Origin of the sequence: Caballeronia zhejiangensis, assembly GCF_022879815.1 — a bacterium.
In the GTDB taxonomy this organism is placed as follows: Bacteria; Pseudomonadota; Gammaproteobacteria; order Burkholderiales; family Burkholderiaceae; genus Caballeronia; species Caballeronia zhejiangensis.
Window position 1 is genome coordinate 1,930,776 of record NZ_CP084283.1, and the last position, 25,184, is coordinate 1,955,959.

At 64.0% G+C, this 25,184-nt stretch carries 24 protein-coding genes; 10 read left to right on the forward strand and 14 right to left on the reverse strand.

Going from position 1 to position 25,184, the window contains the following annotated elements; genetic code table 11:
• Nucleotides 1–94: 94 nt before the first annotated feature.
• The 7 genes from LDZ23_RS09250 (at nucleotide 95) to iolB (ending at nucleotide 9,538) form a co-directional block, all read left to right on the forward strand.
• Nucleotides 95–1,147, forward strand: a complete 1,053-nt coding sequence (locus tag LDZ23_RS09250; RefSeq protein WP_008341961.1) for a sugar ABC transporter substrate-binding protein — start codon at nucleotides 95–97, stop codon at nucleotides 1,145–1,147.
• 142 nt (nucleotides 1,148–1,289) lie between these two features.
• On the forward strand, nucleotides 1,290–2,456 hold the full coding sequence (locus LDZ23_RS09255) for an ABC transporter permease (RefSeq protein WP_008341964.1): 1,167 nt from the start codon (nucleotides 1,290–1,292) through the stop codon (nucleotides 2,454–2,456).
• A gap of 14 nt (nucleotides 2,457–2,470) precedes the next feature.
• Entirely contained in the window at nucleotides 2,471–3,256 is a 786-nt protein-coding gene (locus LDZ23_RS09260; protein WP_008341966.1) for an ATP-binding cassette domain-containing protein, read from the forward strand.
• A 13-nt stretch (nucleotides 3,257–3,269) separates the two neighbouring features.
• Nucleotides 3,270–5,261 carry a bifunctional 5-dehydro-2-deoxygluconokinase/5-dehydro-2-deoxyphosphogluconate aldolase gene (locus LDZ23_RS09265; RefSeq protein ID WP_244807451.1) on the forward strand — a complete coding sequence of 664 codons (1,992 nt, stop codon included), beginning with the start codon at nucleotides 3,270–3,272 and terminating at the stop codon, nucleotides 5,259–5,261.
• Entirely contained in the window at nucleotides 5,258–7,141 is a 1,884-nt protein-coding gene (iolD, locus tag LDZ23_RS09270) for a 3D-(3,5/4)-trihydroxycyclohexane-1,2-dione acylhydrolase (decyclizing) (RefSeq protein WP_244807452.1), read from the forward strand. The genes LDZ23_RS09265 and iolD overlap by 4 nt, the downstream gene beginning before the upstream one ends.
• A 682-nt stretch (nucleotides 7,142–7,823) precedes the next feature.
• Nucleotides 7,824–8,729: a myo-inosose-2 dehydratase gene (iolE, locus tag LDZ23_RS09275; RefSeq protein WP_244807453.1), complete on the forward strand. Its 906-nt coding sequence runs from the start codon at nucleotides 7,824–7,826 to the stop codon at nucleotides 8,727–8,729.
• Nucleotides 8,726–9,538 carry a 5-deoxy-glucuronate isomerase gene (iolB, locus tag LDZ23_RS09280; protein ID WP_008341974.1) on the forward strand — a complete coding sequence of 271 codons (813 nt, stop codon included), beginning with the start codon at nucleotides 8,726–8,728 and terminating at the stop codon, nucleotides 9,536–9,538. Before iolE ends, iolB begins: the two co-directional genes overlap by 4 nt.
• Nucleotides 9,539–9,621: 83 nt before the next feature.
• On the opposite strand, the gene LDZ23_RS09285 is transcribed toward iolB, so the two are convergent.
• The 11 genes from LDZ23_RS09285 to alaS all read right to left on the reverse strand — a co-directional run bounded on the left by LDZ23_RS09285 (nucleotide 9,622) and on the right by alaS (nucleotide 19,434).
• Nucleotides 9,622–9,888 carry a PIN domain-containing protein gene (locus LDZ23_RS09285; protein WP_342346270.1) on the reverse strand — a complete coding sequence of 89 codons (267 nt, stop codon included), beginning with the start codon at nucleotides 9,886–9,888 and terminating at the stop codon, nucleotides 9,622–9,624.
• A 29-nt stretch (nucleotides 9,889–9,917) separates the two neighbouring features.
• Complete coding sequence (locus LDZ23_RS34975) at nucleotides 9,918–10,169, reverse strand: FitA-like ribbon-helix-helix domain-containing protein (protein WP_425306883.1); 252 nt, start codon at nucleotides 10,167–10,169, stop codon at nucleotides 9,918–9,920.
• Entirely contained in the window at nucleotides 10,133–10,849 is a 717-nt protein-coding gene (locus LDZ23_RS09290) for an ABC transporter ATP-binding protein (protein ID WP_244807455.1), read from the reverse strand. The genes LDZ23_RS34975 and LDZ23_RS09290 overlap by 37 nt, the downstream gene beginning before the upstream one ends.
• Nucleotides 10,846–11,586, reverse strand: coding sequence for an ABC transporter ATP-binding protein (locus LDZ23_RS09295; RefSeq protein ID WP_244807456.1), 741 nt, complete (start codon nucleotides 11,584–11,586; stop codon nucleotides 10,846–10,848). The genes LDZ23_RS09290 and LDZ23_RS09295 overlap by 4 nt, the downstream gene beginning before the upstream one ends.
• Nucleotides 11,583–12,665, reverse strand: coding sequence for a branched-chain amino acid ABC transporter permease (locus tag LDZ23_RS09300; RefSeq protein ID WP_244807457.1), 1,083 nt, complete (start codon nucleotides 12,663–12,665; stop codon nucleotides 11,583–11,585). Before LDZ23_RS09300 ends, LDZ23_RS09295 begins: the two co-directional genes overlap by 4 nt.
• Nucleotides 12,658–13,539, reverse strand: coding sequence for a branched-chain amino acid ABC transporter permease (locus LDZ23_RS09305; protein ID WP_051996832.1), 882 nt, complete (start codon nucleotides 13,537–13,539; stop codon nucleotides 12,658–12,660). The genes LDZ23_RS09300 and LDZ23_RS09305 overlap by 8 nt, the downstream gene beginning before the upstream one ends.
• 70 nt (nucleotides 13,540–13,609) lie before the next feature.
• The gene (locus tag LDZ23_RS09310; RefSeq protein WP_008341987.1) at nucleotides 13,610–14,047 is read right to left on the reverse strand and encodes an acyl-CoA thioesterase; all 438 of its coding nucleotides are present in this window, start codon (nucleotides 14,045–14,047) and stop codon (nucleotides 13,610–13,612) included.
• A gap of 3 nt (nucleotides 14,048–14,050) precedes the next feature.
• Nucleotides 14,051–15,199 (reverse strand): 4-hydroxybutyrate dehydrogenase, encoded by a 1,149-nt coding sequence (locus tag LDZ23_RS09315; protein WP_008341988.1) that lies wholly within the window; start codon nucleotides 15,197–15,199, stop codon nucleotides 14,051–14,053.
• Nucleotides 15,200–15,264: 65 nt separating this feature from the next.
• Entirely contained in the window at nucleotides 15,265–16,299 is a 1,035-nt protein-coding gene (locus LDZ23_RS09320; protein WP_244808126.1) for a threonine aldolase family protein, read from the reverse strand.
• 141 nt (nucleotides 16,300–16,440) lie between these two features.
• Nucleotides 16,441–16,686 carry a hypothetical protein gene (locus LDZ23_RS09325; RefSeq protein ID WP_008341990.1) on the reverse strand — a complete coding sequence of 82 codons (246 nt, stop codon included), beginning with the start codon at nucleotides 16,684–16,686 and terminating at the stop codon, nucleotides 16,441–16,443.
• 123 nt (nucleotides 16,687–16,809) lie between these two features.
• Nucleotides 16,810–19,434, reverse strand: a complete 2,625-nt coding sequence (gene alaS / locus LDZ23_RS09330) for an alanine--tRNA ligase (RefSeq protein ID WP_008341992.1) — start codon at nucleotides 19,432–19,434, stop codon at nucleotides 16,810–16,812.
• Between the two features lie 200 nt (nucleotides 19,435–19,634).
• On the opposite strand from alaS, the gene LDZ23_RS09335 reads away from it, so the two are divergent.
• Nucleotides 19,635–20,855, forward strand: a complete 1,221-nt coding sequence (locus LDZ23_RS09335; RefSeq protein WP_244807458.1) for a CaiB/BaiF CoA transferase family protein — start codon at nucleotides 19,635–19,637, stop codon at nucleotides 20,853–20,855.
• 4 nt (nucleotides 20,856–20,859) lie between these two features.
• On the opposite strand, the gene LDZ23_RS09340 is transcribed toward LDZ23_RS09335, so the two are convergent.
• The gene (locus LDZ23_RS09340) at nucleotides 20,860–21,072 is read right to left on the reverse strand and encodes a hypothetical protein (protein WP_008341996.1); all 213 of its coding nucleotides are present in this window, start codon (nucleotides 21,070–21,072) and stop codon (nucleotides 20,860–20,862) included.
• A 384-nt stretch (nucleotides 21,073–21,456) separates the two neighbouring features.
• On the opposite strand from LDZ23_RS09340, the gene LDZ23_RS09345 reads away from it, so the two are divergent.
• Together LDZ23_RS09345 and LDZ23_RS09350 are read left to right on the forward strand one after the other, a co-directional pair.
• Nucleotides 21,457–23,166: a glutamine--tRNA ligase/YqeY domain fusion protein gene (locus LDZ23_RS09345; protein ID WP_244807459.1), complete on the forward strand. Its 1,710-nt coding sequence runs from the start codon at nucleotides 21,457–21,459 to the stop codon at nucleotides 23,164–23,166.
• Nucleotides 23,167–23,246: 80 nt separating this feature from the next.
• Nucleotides 23,247–24,221 (forward strand): transporter substrate-binding domain-containing protein, encoded by a 975-nt coding sequence (locus LDZ23_RS09350; protein ID WP_244807460.1) that lies wholly within the window; start codon nucleotides 23,247–23,249, stop codon nucleotides 24,219–24,221.
• A 9-nt stretch (nucleotides 24,222–24,230) separates the two neighbouring features.
• Here LDZ23_RS09350 and LDZ23_RS09355 read toward each other — a convergent pair whose 3' ends face one another.
• Both LDZ23_RS09355 and LDZ23_RS09360 read right to left on the reverse strand, forming a co-directional pair.
• Nucleotides 24,231–24,680, reverse strand: coding sequence for an NUDIX hydrolase (locus LDZ23_RS09355; protein ID WP_008342000.1), 450 nt, complete (start codon nucleotides 24,678–24,680; stop codon nucleotides 24,231–24,233).
• 19 nt (nucleotides 24,681–24,699) lie between these two features.
• Nucleotides 24,700–25,098 carry an RT0821/Lpp0805 family surface protein gene (locus tag LDZ23_RS09360; protein WP_008342001.1) on the reverse strand — a complete coding sequence of 133 codons (399 nt, stop codon included), beginning with the start codon at nucleotides 25,096–25,098 and terminating at the stop codon, nucleotides 24,700–24,702.
• Nucleotides 25,099–25,184: the final 86 nt, after the last annotated feature.

The window sequence follows — 25,184 nt, forward strand, 5'->3', positions numbered from 1 at the left end:
CGAAAACTGACCTACTCTTGGTCCTGAGCACGGCACATCGAAGGGTCGGCTCGCGAAACATCACACCAAACAACAACCGAGATAGGTGGAGACAATGACCATTTGCAACGGTCGGGCCGCGCTGCGCGCGCTGGTGGCTGCTGCTGCGTTGTGCAGCGCATCGATGATGGCGGCGAGTCCCGCACACGCGGCGCCCGACGCGAAGTTCGTGCTGATCAGCCACGCGCCGGACTCGGATTCCTGGTGGAACACCATCAAGAACGCGATCAAGCAGGCCGACGAAGACTTCAACGTGCAGACGGACTACCGCAATCCGCCGAACGGCGACATCGCGGACATGTCGCGCCTGATCGAGCAGGCCGCCGCGCGCAACTACGATGGCGTCATCACGACCATCGCCGACTTCGATGTGCTGAAGAGCGCCATCAACAAGGTCACGGCGAAGAAGATTCCGCTCGTCACGATCAACTCGGGCACCGAGGAACAGAGCGCGCAACTGGGCGCGATCATGCACGTCGGCCAGCCGGAATATGTGGCGGGCAAGGCGGCCGGCGAGAAGGCGAAGGCCGCGGGCGTGAAGTCGTTCGTCTGCGTGAATCACATCGCGACGAACACGGTGTCGTTCGATCGCTGCAAGGGCTTCGCGGACGCACTCGGCATCGACTACAAGGCATCGACGATCGATTCGGGACAAGACCCGACCGAGATTCAGTCGAAGGTATCGGCGTATCTGCGCAATCATCCGGATACGGGCGCGATCCTCACGCTCGGACCGACGCCCGCATCCGCGACGCTCAAGGCCGTCACGCAAATGGGCCTGCAAAACAAGGTGTATTTCGTGACTTTCGACTTCTCGGACGACATCGCGAAGGCCATCAAGGACGGCACGATCAAGTTCGCGATCGATCAGCAGCCGTATCTGCAAGGCTATATCCCGGTGGCCGTGCTCGCGATCGTGAAGAAGGAGCATACGACCGATCCGGCGAAGATCCGTCAGCTTCTCGAAGCCAATCCGAAGTTCAAGGCGCGCCTCGAAACCTACGGATTGCAGCCGTCGTACGGACCCAAGAACATTCGTTCGGGCCCGGGTTTCATCACCAAAGAAAATCTCGACAAGGTCGTGAAGTACGCGGGTCAATATCGTTGATCCCGGCGTGACCTGATTCGGGCGGCGCTTCGCGCACCGCCCGCTTTTATCGACGTTCAGCGCGCCTTGCTGCGTCCGTTCGCGGACGCGGCGGCGACGCGCGCATCGGTACCGCATCGACATCGAGTCTCAAGGAGCCATCATGGGCGTAGCCGGCAAACACTACCCTCCTCACGTGAACCGTCAGCAGGACAACGCTGAAACACCTGACCAGGCCAAGCCCTCGGATGAGCGCGTACGCCACACGTCGTGGTTCGGTCATTTGCTGAATCGCCCGGAGTTCGCGGCCATTTCCGGCACCGTGCTCGTCTTCATCGTGTTCGGCTTCGGCGCGGGATCGTCGGGGATGTTCAACCTCGACGGCGTGATGAACTGGTCGCAAGTGGCCGCCTATCTCGGCCTGCTCGCGGTCGGCGCGTGTCTGCTCATGATCGCGGGCGAGTTCGACTTGTCCATCGGCTCGATGATCGGCTTCGCTGGCATGATGGTCGCGTTGCCGGCGGTCTATTTTCATTGGCCGCTATCCCTTTCGATTCTCTTCGCGTTCGTCATGTCGATGCTGCTCGGCGCATTGAATGGCTATCTCGTCATGCGCACGCGCCTGCCGTCGTTCATCGTCACGCTCGCGTTCCTGTTCATTCTGCGCGGCCTCACGCTCGCGCTGTCGATCATGTTCGCGGACCGCACCATCATCTCGGGCGTCGGCGATCTCGCCCAGGCCGATCCCATCGCCGACACGCTCTTTCATGGCGTCGCGTTTCACGGCCTGTTCACCTGGCTCGCGCACATGGGCATCGGCAAGCTGCTCGACAGCGGCCAGCCGCTCGTGCCGGGCATTCCGAAAGTCATCATCTGGTGGCTCGCGCTCGCGGCGGTCGGCGCGTTCGTGCTCGCCAAGACGCGCTACGGCAACTGGATTCTCGCGGTCGGCGGCGATGCGAATGCCGCGAAGAACGTCGGCGTGCCGGTGAAGCGCGTGAAGATATCGCTCTTCGTGCTCACCGCGTTCTGCTCGTGCCTCTTCGCCGTGCTGCAAGTGTGCGATATCGGCTCGGCGGCGGCGGATCGCGGCTTGCAGAAGGAATTCGAAGCGATCATCGCGGCGGTCATCGGCGGCACCTTGCTGACGGGCGGCTACGGATCGGTCGTCGGCGCATGTTTCGGTGCCCTGATCTTCGGTGTCGTGCAGATCGGCATCACTTATACGAACGTGAGCTCGGACTGGTTCCGCGTGTTCCTTGGCGTGATGCTGCTCATCGCCGTGCTCTTCAATCACTACGTGCGCCGCCGCGTGTCCCAGGCTCAATGAGAGGAGCAACGAACATGCAAGACGACAACATCCTCGCGCTCGAAAACGTCAGCAAGTTCTTCGGCAAGGTGATCGCGCTGAACGGCGTCACGTTGCGGCTCAAACGCGGTGAAGTGCATTGTCTGCTCGGCGATAACGGCGCGGGCAAATCGACACTCATCAAGACGCTCGCAGGCGTGCATCAGCCCTCTTCCGGCGACTATCTCGTCGATGGCAACCCCGTGCATTTCGACTCGCCGAAAGAAGCGCTCGATCTCGGTATCGCGACCGTGTATCAGGATCTCGCGCTCGTGCCGTTGCTATCGGTGGCGCGCAACTTCTTCATGGGACGCGAGCCGCAAAAGAAGCGCTTCGGCATCAGCGTGATGGACCTCGATCTCGCCGCCGAAACGTCGCGCGCCAAGCTCGCCGAAATGGGCATCAATGTGCGCGATCCGCATCAGCCGATCGGCACGATGTCCGGCGGCGAGAAGCAATGTCTCGCGATTGCCCGCGCGATTCACTTCGGCGCGCGCGTGCTGATCCTCGACGAACCGACCGCCGCGCTCGGCGTGAAGCAGAGCTTCAATGTGTTGAAGCTCATCCACAAGGCGCGCGAAAAAGGCATCTCGGTGATCTTCATCACGCACAACGTTCACCATGCCTATCCGATCGGCGATTCGTTCACGCTGCTCAATCGCGGCCGCTCGATGGGCACGTTCACCAAGGACAACATCAGCAAGAACGAAGTGCTCGACATGATGGCGGGCGGCGCAGAAATGCAGCAGATGATGACCGAACTCGAAGGCGCGACGATCTGAGGACATTGAATCCATGCCAACGCAAAATCCCTCTCGCTTCGCGCCGGATCGCACGCGCGATATCGTGTGTCTCGGCCGCCTCGCCGTCGATCTCTATGCGCAGAATGTCGGCGCGCGGCTCGAAGATGTATCGACGTTCGCGAAGTATCTCGGCGGCTCGTCGGCGAACATCGCGTTCGGCTGCGCGCGGCTCGGGCTGAATGCGTCGATGCTCGCGCGCGTCGGCAACGATCACATGGGGCGCTTTCTCACGGAGACGCTCGAACGCGAAGGCTGCGATGTGAGTCACGTTCGCATCGATCGTGACCGGCTCACCGCGCTCGTGCTGCTCGGCCTCGAAGACCGCGACACGTTTCCGCTCGTGTTCTATCGCGAGAACTGCGCGGACATGGCCGTCGACGAACAGGATTTCGATGAAGCGTATATCGCGTCATCGAAGGCGCTGCTCATTACGGGCACGCACTTCTCGACGGAACAGGTGAACCGCACGAGCCGTCGCGCGCTCGACTACGCGCGAAGCAACGACGTTCGCACGATTCTCGACATCGACTATCGGCCTGTCTTGTGGGGTCTCACGGGCAAGGCGGATGGCGAGACGCGCTTCATCGCGAATGAAGGCGTCACTGCGCATTTGCAGCGCATTCTGCCGTTGATCGATCTCGTCATCGGCACGGAAGAAGAGTTTCGCATCGCGGGCGGCAAGGACCGTCTGATCGATGCGCTCGCGATGGTCCGCAAGGTCACGAGCGCGACGCTCGTCGTGAAGCGCGGGCCGCTCGGCTGTTCGATCATCGAAGGCGCGGTGCCGTCGTCCATCGACGATGCGCCGGTTCATGGCGGCGTCGAAGTGGAAGTGCTCAACGTGCTCGGCGCCGGCGACGCGTTCGCTTCAGGCTTCTTGTCGGGATGGCTGCGCGACGAGCCGCTCGAAGCCTGCGCGCGAACGGCCAATGCATGCGGCGCGCTCGTCGTGTCGCGTCACGGCTGCGCGCCCGCGATGCCCACGCCCGCCGAGCTCGATTACTTTCTCGCCGCGGCGAAGGAAGACCCCGCGCGCATGCGCCGCCCCGATCGCGATGCAAAGCTCGCGCGTCTGCATCGCGTGAGTCCGAAGCGCAAGCAATGGGACGAAGTGCTCGGCTTCGCGTTCGATCATCGCAATCAGTTCTTCGATCTCGCGCAGCAAACGGGCGCGAGCGAAGCGCGCATCTCGACGTTGAAAAACCTGTTCGTCGAAGCCGTTGCACAGACGGAGAAAGAACTCGCGCTCGAAGGACGCATTGGCGTGCTGATCGACGATCGCTACGGGCAAGATGCGTTGAACGCGGCGACGGGACGCGGCTGGTGGATCGGCCGGCCGGTCGAATTGCCCGGCTCGATGCCGCTCGAATTCGATCATGGCCGCTCCATCGGCACGACGCTCGTGCAGTGGCCGCGCGAGCAGGTCGCGAAGTGTCTCGTGCAATATCACCCCGATCATCCGCATGACGTGCGTCTCGAACAGGAAGCGCAGTTGCGCGCGCTCTACGATGCCGTTCAGGAAAGCGGCAACGAACTGCTGCTCGAAGTGATCGTGCCGAAGAACGGGCCACCGATTGAAGACGACACGGTGCATCGTGCGTTGAAGCGTCTCTACAACCTCGGCATCTATCCGGAATGGTGGAAGCTCGAACCGATGAGCGCGAAGCAATGGCAAGCCATCGATGCGCTGATTGCGCAGCGCGATCCGTATTGCCGTGGCGTCGTGTTGCTGGGCTTGTCGGCGGGCGTCGATCAGTTGCGTGAAGGCTTCGCAGCGGCGGCATCCTCGAAGACGTGCAAGGGCTTCACCGTCGGGCGCACGATTTTTCATGAGCCGAGTCATGCGTGGCTCGCCAATGAGATCGACGACCGCGAATTGATCGCGCGCGTGCGACGCACGTTCGAAGCGCTGATCGATGCATGGCGCGAGGCGCGTTCGTCTTCGGGCGCAGAACTTCGAGTGACACAGGAGCAAGCCGCATGAACCAGCGTGCAACGCAATCGGAGACTGCAGTGAGTTCGACCATTCGACTGACCGCCGCGCAAGCGCTCGTGCGCTATCTCGCGGCGCTTCGCACCGAACACGGCGAGCCGCTTTTCGGCGGCGTGTTCGCGATCTTCGGGCATGGCAATGTCGCGGGTATGGGCGAGGCGCTGTATCGGCATCGCGATGAATTGCCGACGTATCGCGCGCACAACGAGCAGGCGATGGCGCATGGCGCGATCGCGTATGCGAAGGCGCATATGCGGCGGCGCATGATGGCGGTGACGACGTCGATCGGTCCGGGCGCGACCAATCTCGTGACGGCGGCCGCGCTCGCGCATGTGAACCGCTTGCCGGTACTGCTGTTGCCGGGCGATATCTTCGTGTCGCGCGCGCCCGATCCGGTGTTGCAGCAAGTGGAGGATGGTCACGATGGCGGCGTCTCCGCTAACGATGCGTTGAAGGCGGTATCGCGTTACTTCGATCGCATCGTGCATCCCGCGCAATTGTTGAGCGCATTGCCGCGCGCGATACGCGTGCTCACCGATGCGGCGCAATGCGGCCCGGTCACGCTCGCGTTGCCGCAGGACGTGCAGGCGATGGCGTACGACTACCCTGCTTCGTTCTTCGAGCCGCGCGCCGTCGAGTTTCATGCGCCGGCACCGATTCCGCGCGAGATCGAACGCGCCGCCGCGATGCTGCGTGAAGCGCGCGAGCCGTTGATCGTATCGGGTGGCGGCGTGCTGTACGGACTCGCGACCGATGCGTTGCGCACGTTCGCGCACAGGCATGGCGTGCCCGTCGCGGAGACGCAGGCGGGCAAAGGCGCGCTCGCCTGGGACGATGCGTTGAACGTCGGCGGTATCGGCGTGACGGGCGGCACCGCTGCGAACGAACTCGCGCATGCGAGCGATTGCGTGCTTGCTATCGGCACGCGTCTACAGGATTTCACGACCGGATCGAACACGCTATTCACGCAGGCGCGGCTTGTCGCGGTCAATGCGAATCCGTTCGATGCGCTCAAGCAGAACGCGCTCGCCGTGCAGGCGGATGCGCGTGCCGCGCTGGAAGCGTTGTCCGAAGCGCTCGGCGACTGGCACGCATCGCCGCAATGGACGACGCGCGCGCATCGGCTCGCGAATGAATGGCGCGAGACCGTGGCGCATGTGACGAACACGCCCGTCGCGGATGGCAAGCTGCCGCGCGAAGCCGATGTGATCGGCGCGGTGCAGCGCTCGGACGATGCTTCTTCAGCCAACGATATCGTCGTGTGTGCTGCGGGCACTTTGCCCGCGGATTTGCAGAAGCTCTGGCGCACCAGCGCGCCGGGCGGTTATCACGTCGAATACGGCTATTCGTGCATGGGCTATGAAGTCGCGGGCGGACTGGGCGTGAAGCTCGCGCGGCCCGAGCGCGAAGTGATCGTGATTGTCGGCGACGGCTCGTATCTGATGATGAATAGCGAGCTCGCTACGTCGGTGATGCTCGGCGCGAAGTTGCTCGTGGTGTTGCTCGACAATCGCGGGTTCGGGTGCATCAATCGCTTGCAGCAGGCTTGTGGCGGGGCGCCGTTCAACAATCTCATCGATGATTGCAAGCAGGGCGCGCTTGGGGCGCCGGAGATCGATTTCGCGATGCATGCGCGGTCGCTCGGGGCTTTGGCGGAGCATGTTTCCAGCATCGATGAGCTTATCGTCGCGATGAAGCGCGCGCGGGCGGCGGATCGCAGTTATCTCATCTCTATCGATACGGATCCTTCGAGGACTACCGAGGAAGGTGGATGGTGGTGGGAAGTCGCCGTTCCTGAAGTGTCGGATCGCGCGGCTGTCGTCGTTGCGCGTGAGGCCTATGAGCAGGCCGTCAAAGCTCGTAGTGTTTGATTGAGCTTCTATGGAAGCCTGTGATCGCGTCGGTCTATTGGCGTTGCCCCTGTGCGGGGCGGCAGTCACTTTCTTTGCTGCTGCAAAGAAAGTAACCAAAGAAAGCAGCTCGTCACGGCCCGCGGTCACACGCAATTTGGGTAGTTCTCTCGTCCCAGGCGGCACTCGCCTAAAGAGTGCCCTCAAAGGACCAACCGGGCTTGGCTTGCGCACGGTCCGCCGCCCGAAAACGTTGAGCGCGCTGGTTCAGCACGAAACGGTATCGGCACAGCGCTGCGCGCTGCCGCCGGGTCTGCAAGGGAAACCGACGAGCGGCAAGTGCAGTGAGATGGAGACGGCAGCAAAGAAGCACGCGCGGACCCGATTGACCGGTCGGCCGCGCAGCGGGCTGGAGCTATTTGGTGCTGAGCCCGTTTATTGTGTGGTGCGATGTGGCAGACCGTGCGCGAGCCAAGCCCGATGGGGCCTATGAGGGCACTCTTTAGGCAGCCCACGATGGACGAGAGGACTACCCAAATTGCGTGTGACCGCGGGCGTATCGGAAGCTGCTTTCTTTGCTTACTTTCTTTGCAGCAGCAAAGAAAGTAAGTGCCGCCCCGCACAGGGGCAGTGCTAATAGACCACTAAGAAACCGGGATCCGGCGAAAGCGAAAGCAAAAAGCAAAAAGGAGAACCCAACATCATGCCTTTGAAAAAGATACGCATCGGCATCAATCCATTGTCATGGATGAACGACGACCTGCCTTCGCTCGGCGGCGAGACGCCTCTCTCCACCGCCCTGACGGAAGGAAAACAGATCGGCTATGAAGGCTTCGAGCTAGGCAACAAGTTCCCTCGCGAACCGCAAGCGCTAAAAGCCTTGCTCGCGCAGTACGAGCTAGCGCTAGTCTCCGGTTGGTATTCAGGCCGACTCGCAGAACGCAGCGCAGAAGAAGAAATCGAAGCCGCGGGCCCCCATCTCGACCTGCTCGCGCAAAACGGCGCGACCGTAATGGTCTACGGCGAGGTCGCCAACTCGATCCAGGGCGCGCCAAAACCGCTCTATCAACGTCCGCGCTTTTTCTCGGATGCGCAATGGACCGAGTACGCAGACCGCCTGAACCGCTTCGCCGAATACACCCTCTCGCGCGGCGTGCGCGTCGCCTATCATCATCACATGGGCGCGTATGTCGAAACGCCCGCCGACGTCGACCGCCTCATGGCGCTCACCAACGATTCGGTCGGCCTGCTATTCGACGCGGGACACATCACGTTCGCGGGCGGCGATGCCCTGAGCGTGCTGCAAAAGCACATCGCTCGTGTATGCCACGTCCACTGCAAAGACGTGCGCCCCGAAATCGTGAAGCTCGCGCGCAATCGCAACTGGAGCTTTCTCGATGCGGTCATCAACGGTGCGTTCTCCGTGCCCGGCGACGGCTGCGTCGACTATCCGGGCATCATCGCGTGTCTCGCGAAGCATGATTACGAAGGCTGGCTCGTCGTGGAAGCGGAACAGGATCCGGTGATCGCGCCGAGCTACGCATACGCCGACAAGGGCTATCGCACGCTGCGTACGCTCGTCGACGCAACATTCAAGGAGGCAGCATGAGCCTGCTAGTGAAAGCATCGCGCGAAGGACAAACCATCGCGCGCGTCACGCCCGATTCCGCGGGCTGGAAGCACGTCGGCTTCGCGGCGTATCGCCTGAATGCGGGCGATGTCGTGCATGTCTACGACGCGGATCGCGAAAGCTGCATCGTCGTGTTGACGGGCACGGTGAGCGTCGAAGCGGGCGACGAGCATTATCAGTCGATCGGCTCGCGCGACAGCGTGTTCGAAGACGCCGCGCCGTATGCCGTCTACGTGCCGCCGAAGCTGGCCGCCATCGTGCGTGCGGAACGCGATGCGCAGATCGGCGTCGCGAGCGCGCCCGCGAAGGGCGAGTTTCCGCCGCGTCTCATCGAGCCATCGCAGATGAAGCGCTCGACGCGCGGCAAGAACGCGAATACGCGCTACGTGTGCGACATTCTTCCGCAAACGGAAGATGCCGAGTCGTTGCTGGTCGTGGAAGTGCGCACGCCGGGCGGACATGCGTCGAGCTATCCGCCGCACAAGCACGATCAGGACAATGTGCCCGTCGAAAGCTCGCTCGAAGAGACGTATTACCATCGACTGAATCCGCCGCAAGGATTCGCGTTTCAGCGCGTTTATACCGATGAACGCGATCTCGATGAAACGATGGCCGTCGAGGATCACGATGTCGTCATGGTGCCGCGTGGGTATCATCCGGTGGTCGTGCCGTATGGCTACGATAACTACTATCTGAACGTGATGGCCGGCGACAAGCGGACGTGGCACTTCAAGAACGATCCGAAGCATGAGTGGATCGTGGAGAGGGATAGCAAGGCGCAGGGTTAAGCGAGCGGGAAGGCGAATGCCGCATGTCGCGGCATTCGCTGCACTACGCGTTCCAGGGATCGAAGATCATCGCGTCGAACTGACTAATGGGTGCCGATGCTCTTTCTCGACGCAGCGATTTCCGCGTACGCATCGGCTGCATCGTTATCGAAACTCGGCAGACGGCCAGCGAAATCTTCACTGAAGATGATCCGCGTGGCGTCCCATAGGCGCTGCCGCCTGATACCTGCGGCCATCGACCATATTCCATGGAGAATTTCTCCACGCGTGACAGTCGTGGTGAACAGTGCCGAACGCGGCTCGTTGGCGAGCCATGTCAAAACGCGCTGTTCCGGCGCCGGACGCAGCAACTCGGAAAGGACGTTGGTATCCAGAACGATCAGTCATCGAACCCCGACGGGTTACAAATCGCCTCGCGCTTGGGAAGCTCCAACTCGACTCCGCCAAGCGGATCGATGCGGCCACGAATCGATTCGACAAGATTCTTTCCTTGCCCCGGTTCTGTCCAAAGAGCTGTCCGCAGAATGTCGCGAGCCTCTTCCTCCATCGAGCGACCGTGCTTCGCTGCCTGCATACGCAGGAACTTCAGGCATATTAACTCGAATCGAACGTGCCACCGACCGACAGCCATTGCCGCGAGATCGCTTCATCGCGCGCGAGCGTCTCGATCGTCCCATCGAACTGTATCGCCCCATGCCCCATGACCGCGACGCGCGCATCGAGCGTGCGCGCGATCGTCAATCGCTCTTCGATCAGCAGCGTCGCGACGCCGCGGTTGCGCAGCATCGCGAGACACGCGGCCACTTGCGCGAGCACTTGCGGCGCGAGCCCTTCGCCCGGTTCGTCGATGACGACCAGCGACGGATCGCCCGTCAACGTGCGCGCGAGCGCGAGCATCTGCTGCTCGCCGCCCGACAGCGCGCCCGCCTTCACCGACGCGCGTTCTTCGAGCACGGGAAACAGCCGATACGCATCGCGCAACGCAAAACGCGTGCCCTTCCTTTCGCCCAGCACGAGATTTTCGCGCACCGTGAGCGCAGGGAACACATCGCGCGTTTCGGGCACGTAACCAATGCCCAGCCGCGCGATGCGATGCGCCCTCAAGCCGACGAGCTGAACATCGCGATAGCGCATGTCGCCCGCGCATCGCACGAGTCCCATGATGGCTTTCGCGAGCGTCGATCGTCCCGATCCGTTGCGGCCGACAAGCGCCACCGCTTCGCCTTCGTCAATGCACAGGTGCACGCCGTGCAGCACTTGCGCCGCGCCGTACCACGCGCGCAAATCGTCGATACGCAACTGCGCCTTCATGACGCGACTCCACCGAGATACGCGTCCTGAACAGCGCGATTCGCGCGTATCGCAGCGGGCGTATCGGTGGCGATCACGCGCCCTTGCACGAGCACCGAAATGCGATCCGCGAGGCCGAAAACCGCATCCATGTCATGTTCGATGACGAGCAGCGTGCGCCCTTCCGTCGTCGCGCGAATCAGTTCGAGCGCGCGAGTCGCCTCCGCGCGATTCATGCCGGCGGTGGGCTCGTCGAGCAAGATCAGCGGCGCATCGGTGGCAAGCGCGATGCCCAGATCGAGCGCGCGTTGCTCCGCGTACGTCAGGCGTGCCGCGAGTTCGTCGGCGCGCGTGGCAAGGCCGATGGCATCGAGCATCGCGTGCGCGCGTTCGTCGATTCGTCGCGAAGGCAGCCATCGATCGACAAGCCGCGACGATGCCGCGCCGAGCGCCGCGCAACGCAGGTTCTCGAACACGGACAAGCCGCCGAACACGCTCGTCGTCTGAAAGCTGCGGGCAAGCGAGCGCGATACGCGTTGCGGCGGCTTGCCGGTGATATCGATTCCGCTCGCGACGATGCGTCCATCGTCGGGCCGCGTGCGTCCCGAGATCAGATCGAAGAGTGTGGATTTGCCCGCGCCGTTCGGTCCGATGAGCGCGTGCCGCTCGCCCGCAGCGACCTGCAAGTCGACGCCGCGCAGTACGCGCGTCACGCCGAAGCGCTTGACGATGCCATGCAATTCGAGCGCCGCGTTCATCGCGCGGTCCTCGTGCGTCGCGCGAGCCACAAGCCCAGCAACGCGCACGGCAACGCGATGAACCACGCGCGTGCATCGGTTCGTCCGGCGTAAAGCGCTTCGACCGGCACGACGACCGCGACGCCCCACGCGATCGCGCTCAGCATGCCGATGCACAAGGACCGCGCATCGCGCCGAACGAGGCCCGCGACGCCTTCCGGCGCGGCCACGACGACCCCCATGAACAAGAGCCCGAGATACATCGGCCACGCGGTGCTGACGCTCGCGAGCCCGACGCTGAAGAACGTGAGCAGCACCGCGCCGACGACCGGCCCGGCGAACGTGCCCGCGCCGCCGATGACGGTCGCGACGAGCGCGCTCGTCGAGCGCGCAAGACCGACGCTCTCCGACGACACCAGCTCGACGTTGATCAACGCCAGCACGCCCGCGATGCCCGCGAAAAACGCCGACACGATCAACACGTGCAAGCGCACGCGCGCGGGCGCGAAGCCGATCGCGGCGGCGCGCGCGGGATTGTCGCGCACGGCGTTGGCGAGACGGCACATCGGCGTGCGCGAAAACGCGAACATCGCGACCGCCGATATCACGCACCAGCACGCGATCAACGCATACGCCTCGCGCGGCGGCCCGAAGGTCATCGCGAAGAACGAAGGCCCGCTCCCGCGATCGATCGTCACGCCGCCTTCGCCGCCGAACCACCCCGGCACGAGCCACACGCATGCGGCGACGAGCTCGCTCAAGCCCAGCGTGATCATCGCGAAGGACGTGCCCGCGCGCTGCGTCGAAATCGCGCCGAAAACGACCGCGACGAGCATCGCCGCGCATCCGCCGATCATCGGCAGTAACGGCAACGGCACGCCGAATCGAGCGAACGCATGCGCGGCGGCGAACGCGCCGAGACCCGAATAGACCGCGTGCCCGAACGAGAGCAAACCCGTCTCGCCGAGCAACAGGTTGTACGAAAGCGCGAGGACGATGAGCGTCGCCGTCTGCGCGAGATACGCGAGCAGCCACGATTGATCGACGACGAGCGGCGGCAGCGCGAGCGCGACGATCAGCGCGATGAAGACCTTAAGCATCGCGCGTGCGCTCGCCGAAAAGCCCGCGCGGCCGCGCGGCCAACATCGCGACGAGCAGCAGATATGGCAGCACGGGCGCGAGTTGCGCGACCGTCAACGCGCTCCACGCAGGCGGCAAGGTCACGCCGAGCGATGCCGCGATGCCGCCCGCCGTCGCGCTCGCGCCGACCGCGAAGGTCTGGACGCAGCCGATCAGAAGCGACGCGACGAGCGCGCCGCCGAGCGATCCGAGCCCGCCGATCACGACGACGACGAACACGATCGGGCCCATCGCATCGGCCATCGCCGGTTCGATGACGGCGAGCGGCGCGCCGATCACGCCAGCGAGCGCGGCGAGCGCGGTGCCGGCGGCGAAGACCATCGTGAAGACGCGCGGCACATCGTGGCCGAGCGTTTCGACGGTCGCGGGATGCGTAAGCGCCGCGCGCACGATGAGCCCCGTTTTCGATGTACGCAACACGAGCCACAGCGCGCCGAGCATGACGACGGCGACCGTCATCATGAACACGCGATAGCGCGCGAACGATGCGCCGTACAGCATGAAAAGCGGTCCGTCGAGCACGCGCGGAACGGCGGCGGGCAACGGCCCGAGTCCCCAGACGAGCTTCACGCCCTCGCCGATGACGATGGCCGCGCCGAAGGTCAGCAGCATGTCGGCGAGCGCGCCGCGCGCATGGACGCGCCTCAATAGCAGGCGCTCGAACAAGGCCCCGGCAACGCCAACGATCAATGGCGCACAGATGAGCGCGAACCAGAATCCGCCGTACGCGGCGAGCGCCTGCCCGACATACGCGCCGAGCATGTAGAAACTCGCGTGCGCGAAGTTGAGCACGCCGAGCATCGAGAAAATCAGCGTGAGTCCCGCCGACAGCATGAACAGCAGCAATCCCACGCTCACGCCGTTGAGCAGACTCACGCAAAACCACTGAAGCAAAACGCGACCCTCAGCCGGTGATGAGCGGCTTCAACGCATCGACGAGCGGCGCGGGCAACGGTACCGGCCTGCGCGTCACGCGATCCACGTAGACATGCACGAAATGCCCCTGCGCGGCGGCTTCGTCCGCGCCTTGCGTGAAGATCGCGACTTCGTAGCGCACGCTCGTATTGCCGAGCTTCTCGACGCGCAAGCCCGCCTCGATCGGTTCGGGAAACACGACCGGCGCGAAGAAATTGCAGCGCGTCTCGACGACGAGGCCGATGGTTGCGCCCTCGCTGAAATCGAGCACGCCCGCGCGCAGCAGATACTCGTTCACGACCGTATCGAAGTAGCTGTAGTAGACGACGTTGTTGATGTGGCCGTAGACGTCGTTATCCGACCAGCGCGTGCTGATCGGCAGGAAGTGCGCGTAATCGGCGCGCGTGGTCGGGACCGGCTTGCTCATCGCTCAGAGAGACTCCATCAGCATGCGTCGATAATCGTCGGCGCTCGCCTCGCGCGGGTTCGTCTTGTGGCAGTGATCCGCGAGCGCGCCCTTCACGACCTTGTCGAACATGCTTTCGTCGACGCCCATCTGCGACAGACGCGTCGGCAGGCCGAGGCGCGCGGTCATGTCGTGCACGGCCTGCGCGACATCGGCATCATCGGGGAGATTCATCACGCGGCGCATGCGCCCGAAACGCCGGTCCGCGACGACCGTCGGCGCGCTTTCGTTGAAGCGCAGCACGGCAGGCAAGACCACCGCGTTCAGCGTGCCGTGATGCAGCGACGTGCGTCCGTTCACCGCCAGCCCGCCCAGCGGATGCGACAGCGAATGCACGCAGCCGAGGCCCTTCTGGAACGCCATCGCGCCCTGCATCGACGCGGACATCATGTTCAGACGCGCGTCGCGGTCCTGGCCGTCGTGCGTCGCGCGCTCGATGTTGGCCCACGCGCGTTCGAGTCCATCGAGCGCGATGCCGTCGGCGGGCGGATTGAACGCGGGCGCGAGAAACGTTTCGATGCAATGCGCGATCGCGTCCATGCCGGTCGCGGCGGTGAGCGACGGCGGCAGGCCGAGCGTGAGCGACGGATCGCAGACCGCCGATTTCGGCAGCAGATGCCACGAATGGAAGCCGAGCTTGCGCCCGTCGTTCAGGATGATGATCGCGCCGCGCGCCACTTCGCTGCCCGTGCCCGACGTGGTCGGCACCGCGATCAGCGGCGCCGCGCGCTCGGTGATCTTGCCGCTGCCGCCTTCGATCGTCGCGTAGGTCGTGAGCGGCTCGTCGTGCGTCGCGGCAATCGCCACGCCCTTCGCCAGATCGATCGATGAGCCGCCGCCCACCGCGATCAGGCCGTCGCAGCCTTCGCGCTTGTATTGCGCGGCGGCTTGCATGACCATCGCTTCGGTCGGATTCGACGGCGTGTCGTCGAACACCGGCAGCGCGCCGAGCCGCGCGCTTTCGATCACGCGATCGGCAAGCCCCGCCGCCTTCACGCCTTTATCGGTGATGACGAGCGGACGCTTCATCCCGATGCGCGCGCATTCGCTTTGCAGCGTCTGTAGCGCGTCGTAGCCGAGATGAATGTGGGTCAGATAGAAGATGAAGGCCATGGCGTCAGCGTCGATAAAAGAGGTGCGGCCATGTTGAAACCGCACGCCGGAAGTGTCAATCGGGGTTAGATCGACGCCGACAAGGCGCGCACTTCATCGACGAAGCGCTCGACGGTCCCCCGCTGCGTATCCCACGCGCACATCAGACGGCAGCCGCCCGAGCCGATGAACTGATAGAAGCGCCAGCCCTTCGCGCGCAGCGCCGCCGCGACGTGCGCCGGCAACTCCGCGAACACCGCGTTCGACTCGGGCTTGAAGAGCAGCGACACGCCCGCAATGCCGGCGAGGCGCTCGGCCATCAGCGATGCCATCGCGTTCGCGTGACGCGCGTTGCGCAGCCAGACGTCGTCGTCGAGCAGACCGAGCCACGGCGCGGAAATGAAGCGCATCTTCGAGGCGAGTTGCCCGGCCTGCTTCAGGCGATAGGCAAAATCGGCGGCGAGCGCCTTGTCGAAGAACACGACCGCCTCGCCCACCGGCAGACCGTTTTTCGTGCCGCCGAAGCACAGCACATCGACGCCCGCGCGCCACGTGATCTCCGACGGATGCACGTTCAGCGTCGCGACCGCGTTCGCGAAACGCGCGCCGTCCATGTGGATCTTCAGATGCCGCCGCTTGGCGATGGCAGCGATCGCGCGGATCTCCTCGACGGTGTAGACGGTGCCGACTTCCGTCGCCTGCGTAAGCGAGACGACCTTGGGCTTCGGATAGTGGATATCCGAGCGCTTCGTGACGAGTTCCTCGATCGCGTCGGGCGTGAGCTTGCCGTTCTCGCCCTTCGCGGTGAGCAGCTTCGAGCCGCCGGAGAAGAATTCGGGGCCGCCGCATTCATCGGTTTCGATATGCGCGAGTTCGTGGCAGATCACCGAGTGATACGACTGACAGAGCGACGCGAGCGCGAGCGAATTGGCCGCCGTGCCGTTGAAGACGAAAAAGACTTCGCAATCGGTCTGGAAGAGGTTGCGGATGCGGTCGCAGACTTGCGTGGTCCACGAATCGTCGCCATAGGCGGGTTCGTGGCCGCTCGTGTTGGCCTGGATCAGCGCTTGGAGCGCTTCCGGGCAGATGCCTGCGTAGTTGTCGGAGGCGAAGTGTTGGATCGGGTCCGTGGGCGCTGTCATGGGGTCGCTGTGATGGCCGGTTTGAACGCGGCGCGCGCGGACGCTAAGACATCGAACGTCATCGCGCGCGCCGGCAATCGGGCCATTTTAGCGGTTCATCGCCTTCCGAACCGCGTGCGCCTACTTGGTGTTCGGCGCGCTCGCGGCGTTGGCCTGCTGCGCCTGTTGCGCCTGCTTGTCCTTCTTGTTCGCTTCGTGATGGCCGATCGCGCAGCCGCCGATCGCGCCCGCGGTGCCATGTCCGCCCGCGACATGTCCCGCGACGCCGCCGACCGCCGCGCCCTTCAGACAGCCCTTCGCCTGCGCGGCGCCCGTTGCTGCGAGCATCGTCGAAGCCAGAATGATCGATGCGAGTCTGCGATTCATATGTCGTCTCCCTTGCGTTGATGGAACTTCACGGGAAGACGCACGCGCCATACCTGACAGCGTGTAAAGAAAAACGGCCCGATCTTCGTCAGATCGAGCCGTTTTGTCAGAAGCGATGAACGCTTAAAGCTGCTGCTGCACCCATCCGGTCACGCCGGCCAGCGCGGCCGGCAGATTGGCCGGTTCCGTGCCCCCTGCCTGCGCCATGTCGGGACGGCCGCCGCCCTTGCCGCCGACCTGCTGCGCGACGAAATTGACGAGCTCGCCCGCCTTCACCTTTTTCGACGCGTCCGGCGTCACGCCCGCGATCAGGCTGACCTTGCCGCCATCGACGGACGCGAGCACGATCGCCGCGCTCTTGAGCTTGTCCTTGAGCTTGTCGACGGTTTCACGCAGCGTCTTCACGTCCGCGCCTTCGAGTTGCGCGGCGAGCACCTGCACGCCGGAAACATCGACGGCCTTCGAGACGAGTTCGTCGCCCTGGCTCGCCGCCAGCTTCGATTTCAGCGCGCCCAGTTCCTTCTCCAGCGACTTCACGTGCTCCTGAACCTGCGCGATGCGTTGCGTGAGTTCGGACGGTTGCGCCTTCAGCACGCCCGCCGCCGCATTGATGCGCTGATCCAGTTCCTGCACGTAGCGCACGGCGTTGTCGCCGGTGATCGCCTCGACGCGGCGAATGCCCGCCGCCACGCCGCCTTCCATCACGATCTTGAAGAAGCCGATGTCGCCGGTGCGCTGCACGTGCGTACCGCCGCACAGCTCGCGCGAGAAGCCGAGATCGAGCACGCGCACGGTGTCGCCGTATTTCTCGCCGAAGAGCGCCATCGCGCCGCCCTTCACCGCGTCGTCGTACGGCATCACGCGCACGACGCCCGGCGCGTTCGCGATGATCTCGTTGTTGACGATCTGCTCGACGCGACGGATTTCTTCGTCCGACATCGGCGCGTTGTGGGCGAAGTCGAAGCGCGTCTTGTCCGCATCGACGAGCGAGCCTTTCTGCTGCACGTGACCGCCGAGCACTTCGCGCAGCGCCTTGTGCATCAAATGCGTGGCCGAGTGATTGCGCGCGGTGCGGGCGCGGCGCACGCCGTCGATTTCCGCCTTCACGACGTCGCCGACCTTGAGCGTGCCCTGCTCGACCGTGCCGTGATGACCGACGACATCGGCCTGCACTTTCAGCGTGTCCGCGACGGCGAAGCGCACGCTTGCGTTCGCGAGCACGCCCTGATCGCCGACCTGGCCGCCCGATTCGGCATAGAACGGCGTGTGATCGAGCACGACGACCGCTTGCTGGCCGTCCTTCACTTCATTGACCGATGCGCCTTCGACGTACAACGCGAGGATTTTCGCGTCGTCGAAGATTTCCTTTTCGTAGCCGTGGAACGTGGACTTCGCGCCCGAGTATTCGAGGCCCGCCGCCAGCTTGAACTTGCCGGCCGCGCGCGCCTGATCGCGCTGACGCGCCATCGCGTCGTCGAACGCGGGTTCGTCGACGGTCACGCCACGCTCGCGGCACACGTCCGCCGTGAGGTCGAGCGGGAAGCCGTAGGTGTCGTGCAGCTTGAACGCGAGTTCGCCGTCCAGTTGCTTCACGCCCTTCTTTTCGAGATCGGCGAGTTCGCCTTCGAGGATCGACATACCGTGCTCGATGGTCTCGAAGAAGCGCTCTTCTTCCTGACGCAGCACGTCGGTCACGCGTTGTTGCGCATCGGTGAGTTCCGGATACGCCGCGCCCATTTCCGCGACGAGATCCGCGACGAGCTTGTGGAAGAACGCGCCCTTCTTGCCGAGCTTGTAGCCGTGACGGATCGCGCGGCGCACGATGCGGCGCAGCACGTAGCCGCGGCCTTCGTTGCCGGGAATGACGCCGTCGACGATCAGGAACGAGCATGCGCGGATGTGGTCCGCGATCACCTTCAGCGAGTTGTTTTCCAGGTCCGGCGTGTTCGTTTCGCGCGCCGCGGCCTTGATGAGATTCTGGAACAGGTCGATCTCATAGTTGCTGTGCACGTGCTGCAGCACCGCGGCGAGACGTTCGAGGCCCATGCCGGTATCGACGCACTGCTTGGGCAGCGGCGTCATGTTGCCTTGCGCGTCGCGATTGAACTGCATGAACACGAGATTCCAGATCTCGATGAAGCGGTCGCCGTCTTCTTCGGGCGATCCCGGCGGGCCGCCCCAGATTTCCGGGCCGTGGTCGTAGAACACTTCGGAGCACGGACCGCACGGGCCGGTGTCGGCCATCTGCCAAAAATTGTCCGATGCGTAACGGGCGCCCTTGTTGTCGCCGATGCGGATGATGCGCTCGACCGGCACGCCGATTTCCTTCGCCCAGATATCGAAGGCTTCGTCGTCTTCCTGATAGACCGTGACCGTGAGTTTTTCCGCCGGCAGGTTGTAGACCTTCGTCAGCAGTTCCCAGCAGTAGTGGATGGCGTCGCGCTTGAAGTAATCGCCGAACGAGAAGTTGCCGAGCATCTCGAAGAACGTGTGATGCCGCGCGGTGTAGCCGACGTTCTCCAGATCGTTGTGCTTGCCGCCTGCGCGCACGCTGCGCTGCGCGGTCGTCGCGCGCGAATACGGACGCGATTCGCTGCCCAGGAACACGTCCTTGAACTGGACCATGCCCGAGTTGGTGAAGAGCAGCGTCGGGTCGTTGCCGGGCACGAGGCTCGACGAACGCACGATCGTATGGCCCTTCGATTCGAAAAACTTCAGGAATTTCTCGCGTATTTCGGCGGCTTTCATAGCGTACGGGGCGTGTCTTCGGTTCTTTGATGGCGCCCGCGGGCAGCTGATTTCGCAGGCTGCCGGCGGAACAAGGGTGATTGTCGATTATACGGGATTCGCCGCGCGCGCCCGGGCGATGCGGACGCCCGCGCTATCGCGCACGCCGCGGTTCTGTGCGACAGTCGCACTCCGGAGACACAACGTAGCGAGACACATCGATGGGAGCCTTGAGCCATATTCGCGTGCTGGACCTGACCCGCGTGCTGGCGGGACCGTGGTGCGCGCAGACGCTCGCCGACTTCGGCGCGGACGTCATCAAGATCGAGCGGCCCGGAACCGGCGACGACACCCGTCACTGGGGCCCGCCCTACCTCAAGACGCCCGAGGGCAACGACACGCACGAAGCCGCGTACTACCTCGCGGCGAACCGCAACAAGCGCTCGGTGACGGTCGATATCGCCACGCCCGAAGGCCAGCAGATCGTGCGCGAACTGGCCGCGCGAAGCGATGTCGTCCTCGAAAACTACAAGGCCGGGCAACTGAAGAAGTACGGGCTCGACTACGAGTCGCTGAAGGCCGTGAAGCCGGACATCGTCTATTGCTCGGTGACGGGCTTCGGGCAGACGGGGCCGTACGCGTCGCGCGCGGGCTACGATTTCATCGTGCAGGGCATCGGCGGATTCATGAGCATCACCGGCGAGCGCGACGGCCAGCCCGGCGGCGGTCCGCAGAAAGCGGGGGTGGCGATCGCCGATCTGATGACCGGCATGTACGCGACCATCGGCGTGCTCACCGCGCTCGCGCACCGCGACCGCACGGGCGAGGGCCAATACATCGACATGGCGCTGCTCGACGTGCAGGTCGCGATGCTCGCCAACATGAACACGAATTTTCTCGCGAGCGGCAAGCCGCCGGTGCGCTGGGGCAACGCGCATCCGAACATCGTGCCCTATCAGACCTTCCAGACGAGCGATGGCTGGATCATCGTCGCGGTGGGCAACGACGGGCAGTTCCGCAAGTTCGTCGAAGCGGGCGGACGCCCCGAGCTGGCCGACGACGCGCGTTTCGCGGCGAATCCGTCGCGCGTGCGCAACCGCGACATGCTCGTGCCGATTCTCGCGGACATGGTGCGTCTGAAAGGCAAGCACGAATGGATCGCCGAGCTCGAGGCGGCGGGCGTGCCGTGCGGGCCGATCAACGATCTCGGCGAAGTATTCGAGGATCCGCAAGTGCTCGCGCGCAGGATGCAGATCGATCTGCCGCATCCGACGGCCGGCACCGTGAAACTCGTCGCGAGCCCGATCAAGATGAGCGCGACGCCGCCCGAAGCGCGCACGCATCCGCCGCTGCTAGGCGAGCACACGTCGAGCGTGCTGGCCGACGTGCTCGGCTACGACGAAGCGAAAATCGCGCGATTGCGGGAAAAGAAGGCGATCTGAACCCTTATCGAACGCCCGCGCCGATCAGACCGCCCGCCGCCGCGCCCGCGACGGTGCCGATCGGCCCGCCCGTGACCAGATACCCGAGCGCGCCGCCGGCGGCCGCGCCGACGCCCGCGTGAGCCTGCTGACGCGAGACGTTTGCGCAGGCGGCGAGGCTCGATACGAGCGCGGCTGCGGCGGCGAATTTGAGCGTCGTGAGGGCGATCTTCTTCATGATGGGCTTCCTTGTGTTGTCGTTGTGATGTGTTGTGCCTGGCGCTCGAGCGTGCCCCCGGAACCGGCGCGCTCGATGCACGCGAGCCGATCTTAAGAGCCCGCGCGCGCGCCTTTCAACGCGATTTACGTCCCGTTACGGCGGTTACGAGGCGTGCCGCGGCACGTAAACCATGTAACGGAACTCGCGAAACGGCGCGACGGCTGGAACCGCCCGGCGAAACAAAGCGCGAGCGCTTCCTCATACGCCGCCGCGGCCTGCCCCGGACGGTTGCGTAAGGTAGAATCGACCCAATATTCAAGGCCTTCGTACGCGTTTCGAGTTTCATCGAGCGCTTCCCGAACCGATCACGCGCGCGAGCGCATCCGCTGCCACTTTTTCCGCATGAACACCGATCGCAACGACGCTCCGGCGCCATCCAATTTCATTCGCAACATCATCGAAGACGACAACCGCTCCGGCAAATGGTCGCAGCGGGTCGAGACGCGCTTTCCGCCGGAGCCGAACGGCTATCTGCATATCGGCCATGCGAAGAGCATCTGCGTGAACTTCGGCCTCGCCGCGGATTACGGCGGCGTGTGCCATCTGCGCTTCGACGATACGAATCCCGAGAAGGAAAGCGTCGAATACGTCGATTCGATCATCGACGCCGTGAAATGGCTCGGCTTCGACTGGAACAAGAACGGCATCGAGCACCGCTATTTCGCGAGCGACTACTACGACAAGCTGTACGAATACGCCGAAATGCTCATCAAGAAGGGCCAGGCGTACGTCGACAGTCAAACGGCCGAAGAGATGCGCGCGACGCGCGGCTCGGCCACCGAAGCCGGCATCAACTCGCCGTATCGCGATCGTTCGCCCGAAGAAAACCTCGACCTCTTCCGCCGCATGAAGGCGGGCGAGTTCAAGGAAGGCGAGCACGTGCTGCGCGCGAAAATCGACATGGCGTCGCCGAACTTCAACATGCGCGATCCGGTCATCTACCGCATCCGCTTCGCGCATCATTACCGTACCGGCGATACGTGGTGCATCTACCCGATGTACGACTACGCGCACTGCGTGTCGGACGCGATCGAGAACATCACGCACTCGCTCTGCACGCTGGAGTTCGAAGATCATCGGCCGCTCTACGACTGGTTCCTCGCGCAGCTCGCGGACGACGGCGTGTTTCAGCGTCCGCTCCCGCAACAAATCGAGTTCTCGCGCCTGAACCTCACCTACGCGATCACGAGCAAGCGCAAGCTGCTGCAGCTCGTGCAGGACAATCACGTCGACGGCTGGGACGATCCGCGCATGCCGACCATCGTCGGCGTGCGTCGCCGCGGCTTTACGCCGGAAAGCATTCGTTTGATGGTCGAGCGCGTCGGCGTGACGAAGGTCGATTCGTGGATCGACATGAGCATTCTCGAAGGCGCACTGCGCGACGATCTCGACGAGAAAGCGCCGCGCGCGATCGCCGTGCTCGATCCGCTGAAGCTCATCATCGACAACTATCCGGAAGGACGGAGCGAGGAATGCAGCGCGCCGGTGCATCCGCATCATGCGGATCGCGGCGTACGCACGTTCCCGTTCTCGCGCGAATTGTGGATCGAGCGCGAGGACTTTCAGGAAACGCCGCCGAAGGGCTATTTCCGCCTCTTCCTCGGCAACAAGGTGCGTCTGAAGTACGGCTTCATCGTCGAATGCACGGGCGCGGACAAGGACGAGAACGGCAACGTGATCGCCGTGCACTGCAACTACTTCCCGGACAGCAAGTCGGGCACCGAAGGCGCGAACAACTACAAGGTGAAGGGCACGATCCACTGGGTCAGCGCGGCGACCGCTTATGCGGCCGAGGTGCGTCTGTACGACCGTCTGTTCAAGGAACCGCAGCCGGGCGCGGGCGGCGCGGAGTTCCTCGACGCGCTCAATCCGGATTCGAAGCGCGTCGTGAACGCCTATCTCGAACCGAGCGCGCGCGATGCGAACGCCGAAGACCGCTTCCAGTTCGAGCGGCACGGCTACTTCGTCGCGGACCGTGTGGATTCGCAGCCGGGTAAGCCCGTGTTCAACCGCATCGTCAGCCTGCGCGACAGCTGGGGCAAGCCGGCCTGACATCGATGCAACGAGGGCGCCGCGCGGCGCCCTCGTCGTGTCTGGCGGCCCGGCCATACGCCGCTTCCAACGAGGAGAACATGAAGCAGTCGCATTCCTTCGCGCCGCGCCGCACACGGGCCCAACGAAGCGCCGCCCTCGCCTCCGTGCTGCTGTTCGCATCCGCCGGCGCGGGTGCCGCCACGAGCGCCGAACTGGCGACGGCCCAAGCCAGCGTCGATCAGATGCCGCCGTCGGCGACGCTGCGCAAGATCGCCGAGAACGGCGCGATCGTGCTGGGCACGCGCGAATCGTCGGTGCCGTTCTCGTACACGGTGAAGCAGCAGCCAGTGGGCTACTCGTACGACATCGCACTGAAGGTCGTCGACGACATCAGGAAGCGCCTAAAGATGCCGAACCTCGCGGTCAAGAACGTGATGGTCACGTCGGCGAACCGCATCTCTTATGTCGTGAACAATCAGGTCGATCTGGAATGCGGCTCGACCGCGCATGTGGCCGATCGCGATCCGCTCGTCGCGTTCTCGAACAGCTTTTTTCAGTACGGCATCCGCATGGCCGTGAAGAAGAAGTCGGGCATCCGCGATTACGACGATCTCGCGAACAGGACGGTCGTGACGACGGCGGGCACGTCGGACGAGCGCATGCTGCGGCAGATGAGCATCGACAGGAAGCTGAACCTGCGCATCATCAGCGCGCGCGATCATGCGGAGGCGTTCGCCGCGCTGAAGTCGGATCGCGCGGTCGCGTTCGTGATGGACGATCCGCTTCTCTACGGCAAGATCGCGCAGGAAGGCGCGGCGCGCAATGAATACACGGTGACGGGCGCATCGCTCGCGAACGAAGCGTACGGCTGCATGATGAGAAAGGGCGACCCGGTGTTCAAGCGCATCGTCGACGACGTGATCGCCGGCATGCAGCGCTCGGGCGAAGCCACGAAGCTCTACGAGACGTGGTTCATGCGCCCGATTCCGCCCGACGGCATCAACCTGCAATTCCCGATGTCGCCGGAAATGAAGGCGCTCTTCGCCAATCCCAACGACCGCACGATCGACTGATCGCGCCGGTCAAAGCGTCTCGTGCAGTTCGGCGAGCGAGAGCGTGGTCTGAAAGAGCCGCGCGAGACTGCGGCTCGCGAACTGATCGACATCCGCCGGACTGACCCAACGATACGCATCCATCTCCGGAATCATGGTGCCGTCGCTGTAGCGCGGGAAAAACGATTCGCACACGCAATTTTCAAGCTGCACTTCCTCGGCGGAAACGCGCACCGCGAACAGATGCAGATCCTTGTCGCGGCGATAGACGAAGCGCCCGAGATCCTTCAGACGTTCAGCGGGCAGCACGATGCCCGTCTCCTCGACGAGCTCGCGCAACGCCGCCTCGCGCGGGCTTTCGCCCGGATCGGCGGCGCCCTTGGGCACGTCCCAGTGCGTGGTTTCGGTCGCGTGACAGAGCAGCACGTCGCCCTGTTCGTTGAGGATGACCACGCCGCACGATACGGTGCGCGCGGTCATCGATCGCTTGCCCGGTTCGTCACTGCTTCTTGAGTTTCCACGTGCCGTCGCTCTGCTTGCATGCGGTCGGGATCCAGGTTTGCGTCTGTCCCTTCGCGTGCGCGACGAGCGTGACCTTGCGGCATTTGAGGCCGCCGGATTCGAAGGTTTCCTGCGGCGTCACCGTTCCGTTGATCGGGACCGTGTTGCCCGTGCCCTCGTTGTTCCAGTCGAGCGATTCGCCGTCCTGCTTCGTGTTGAGCGCGATCTGCGCGGCCTTGTTGAGCGCCTGCAGGTCGCGCTGCTTCATGTAGGTGATCGGCGTGTTGTTCAGGAAGCCGAGATTGGCGGCGGATGCGGTCGCGCTCACGGCGACGAGCGCGGCTGCCGCGATCGTCCGGAGAGAGGCGTGAGCGAACGCTCGATCTCGTATCGGCATGAAGTTTCTCCTCGTTGCATTGGTGTTTCGCCGATGACCGCGCCGGCCGTCGGCTGCAACGAGAATAGCATGAGGCGCGGGCCGCG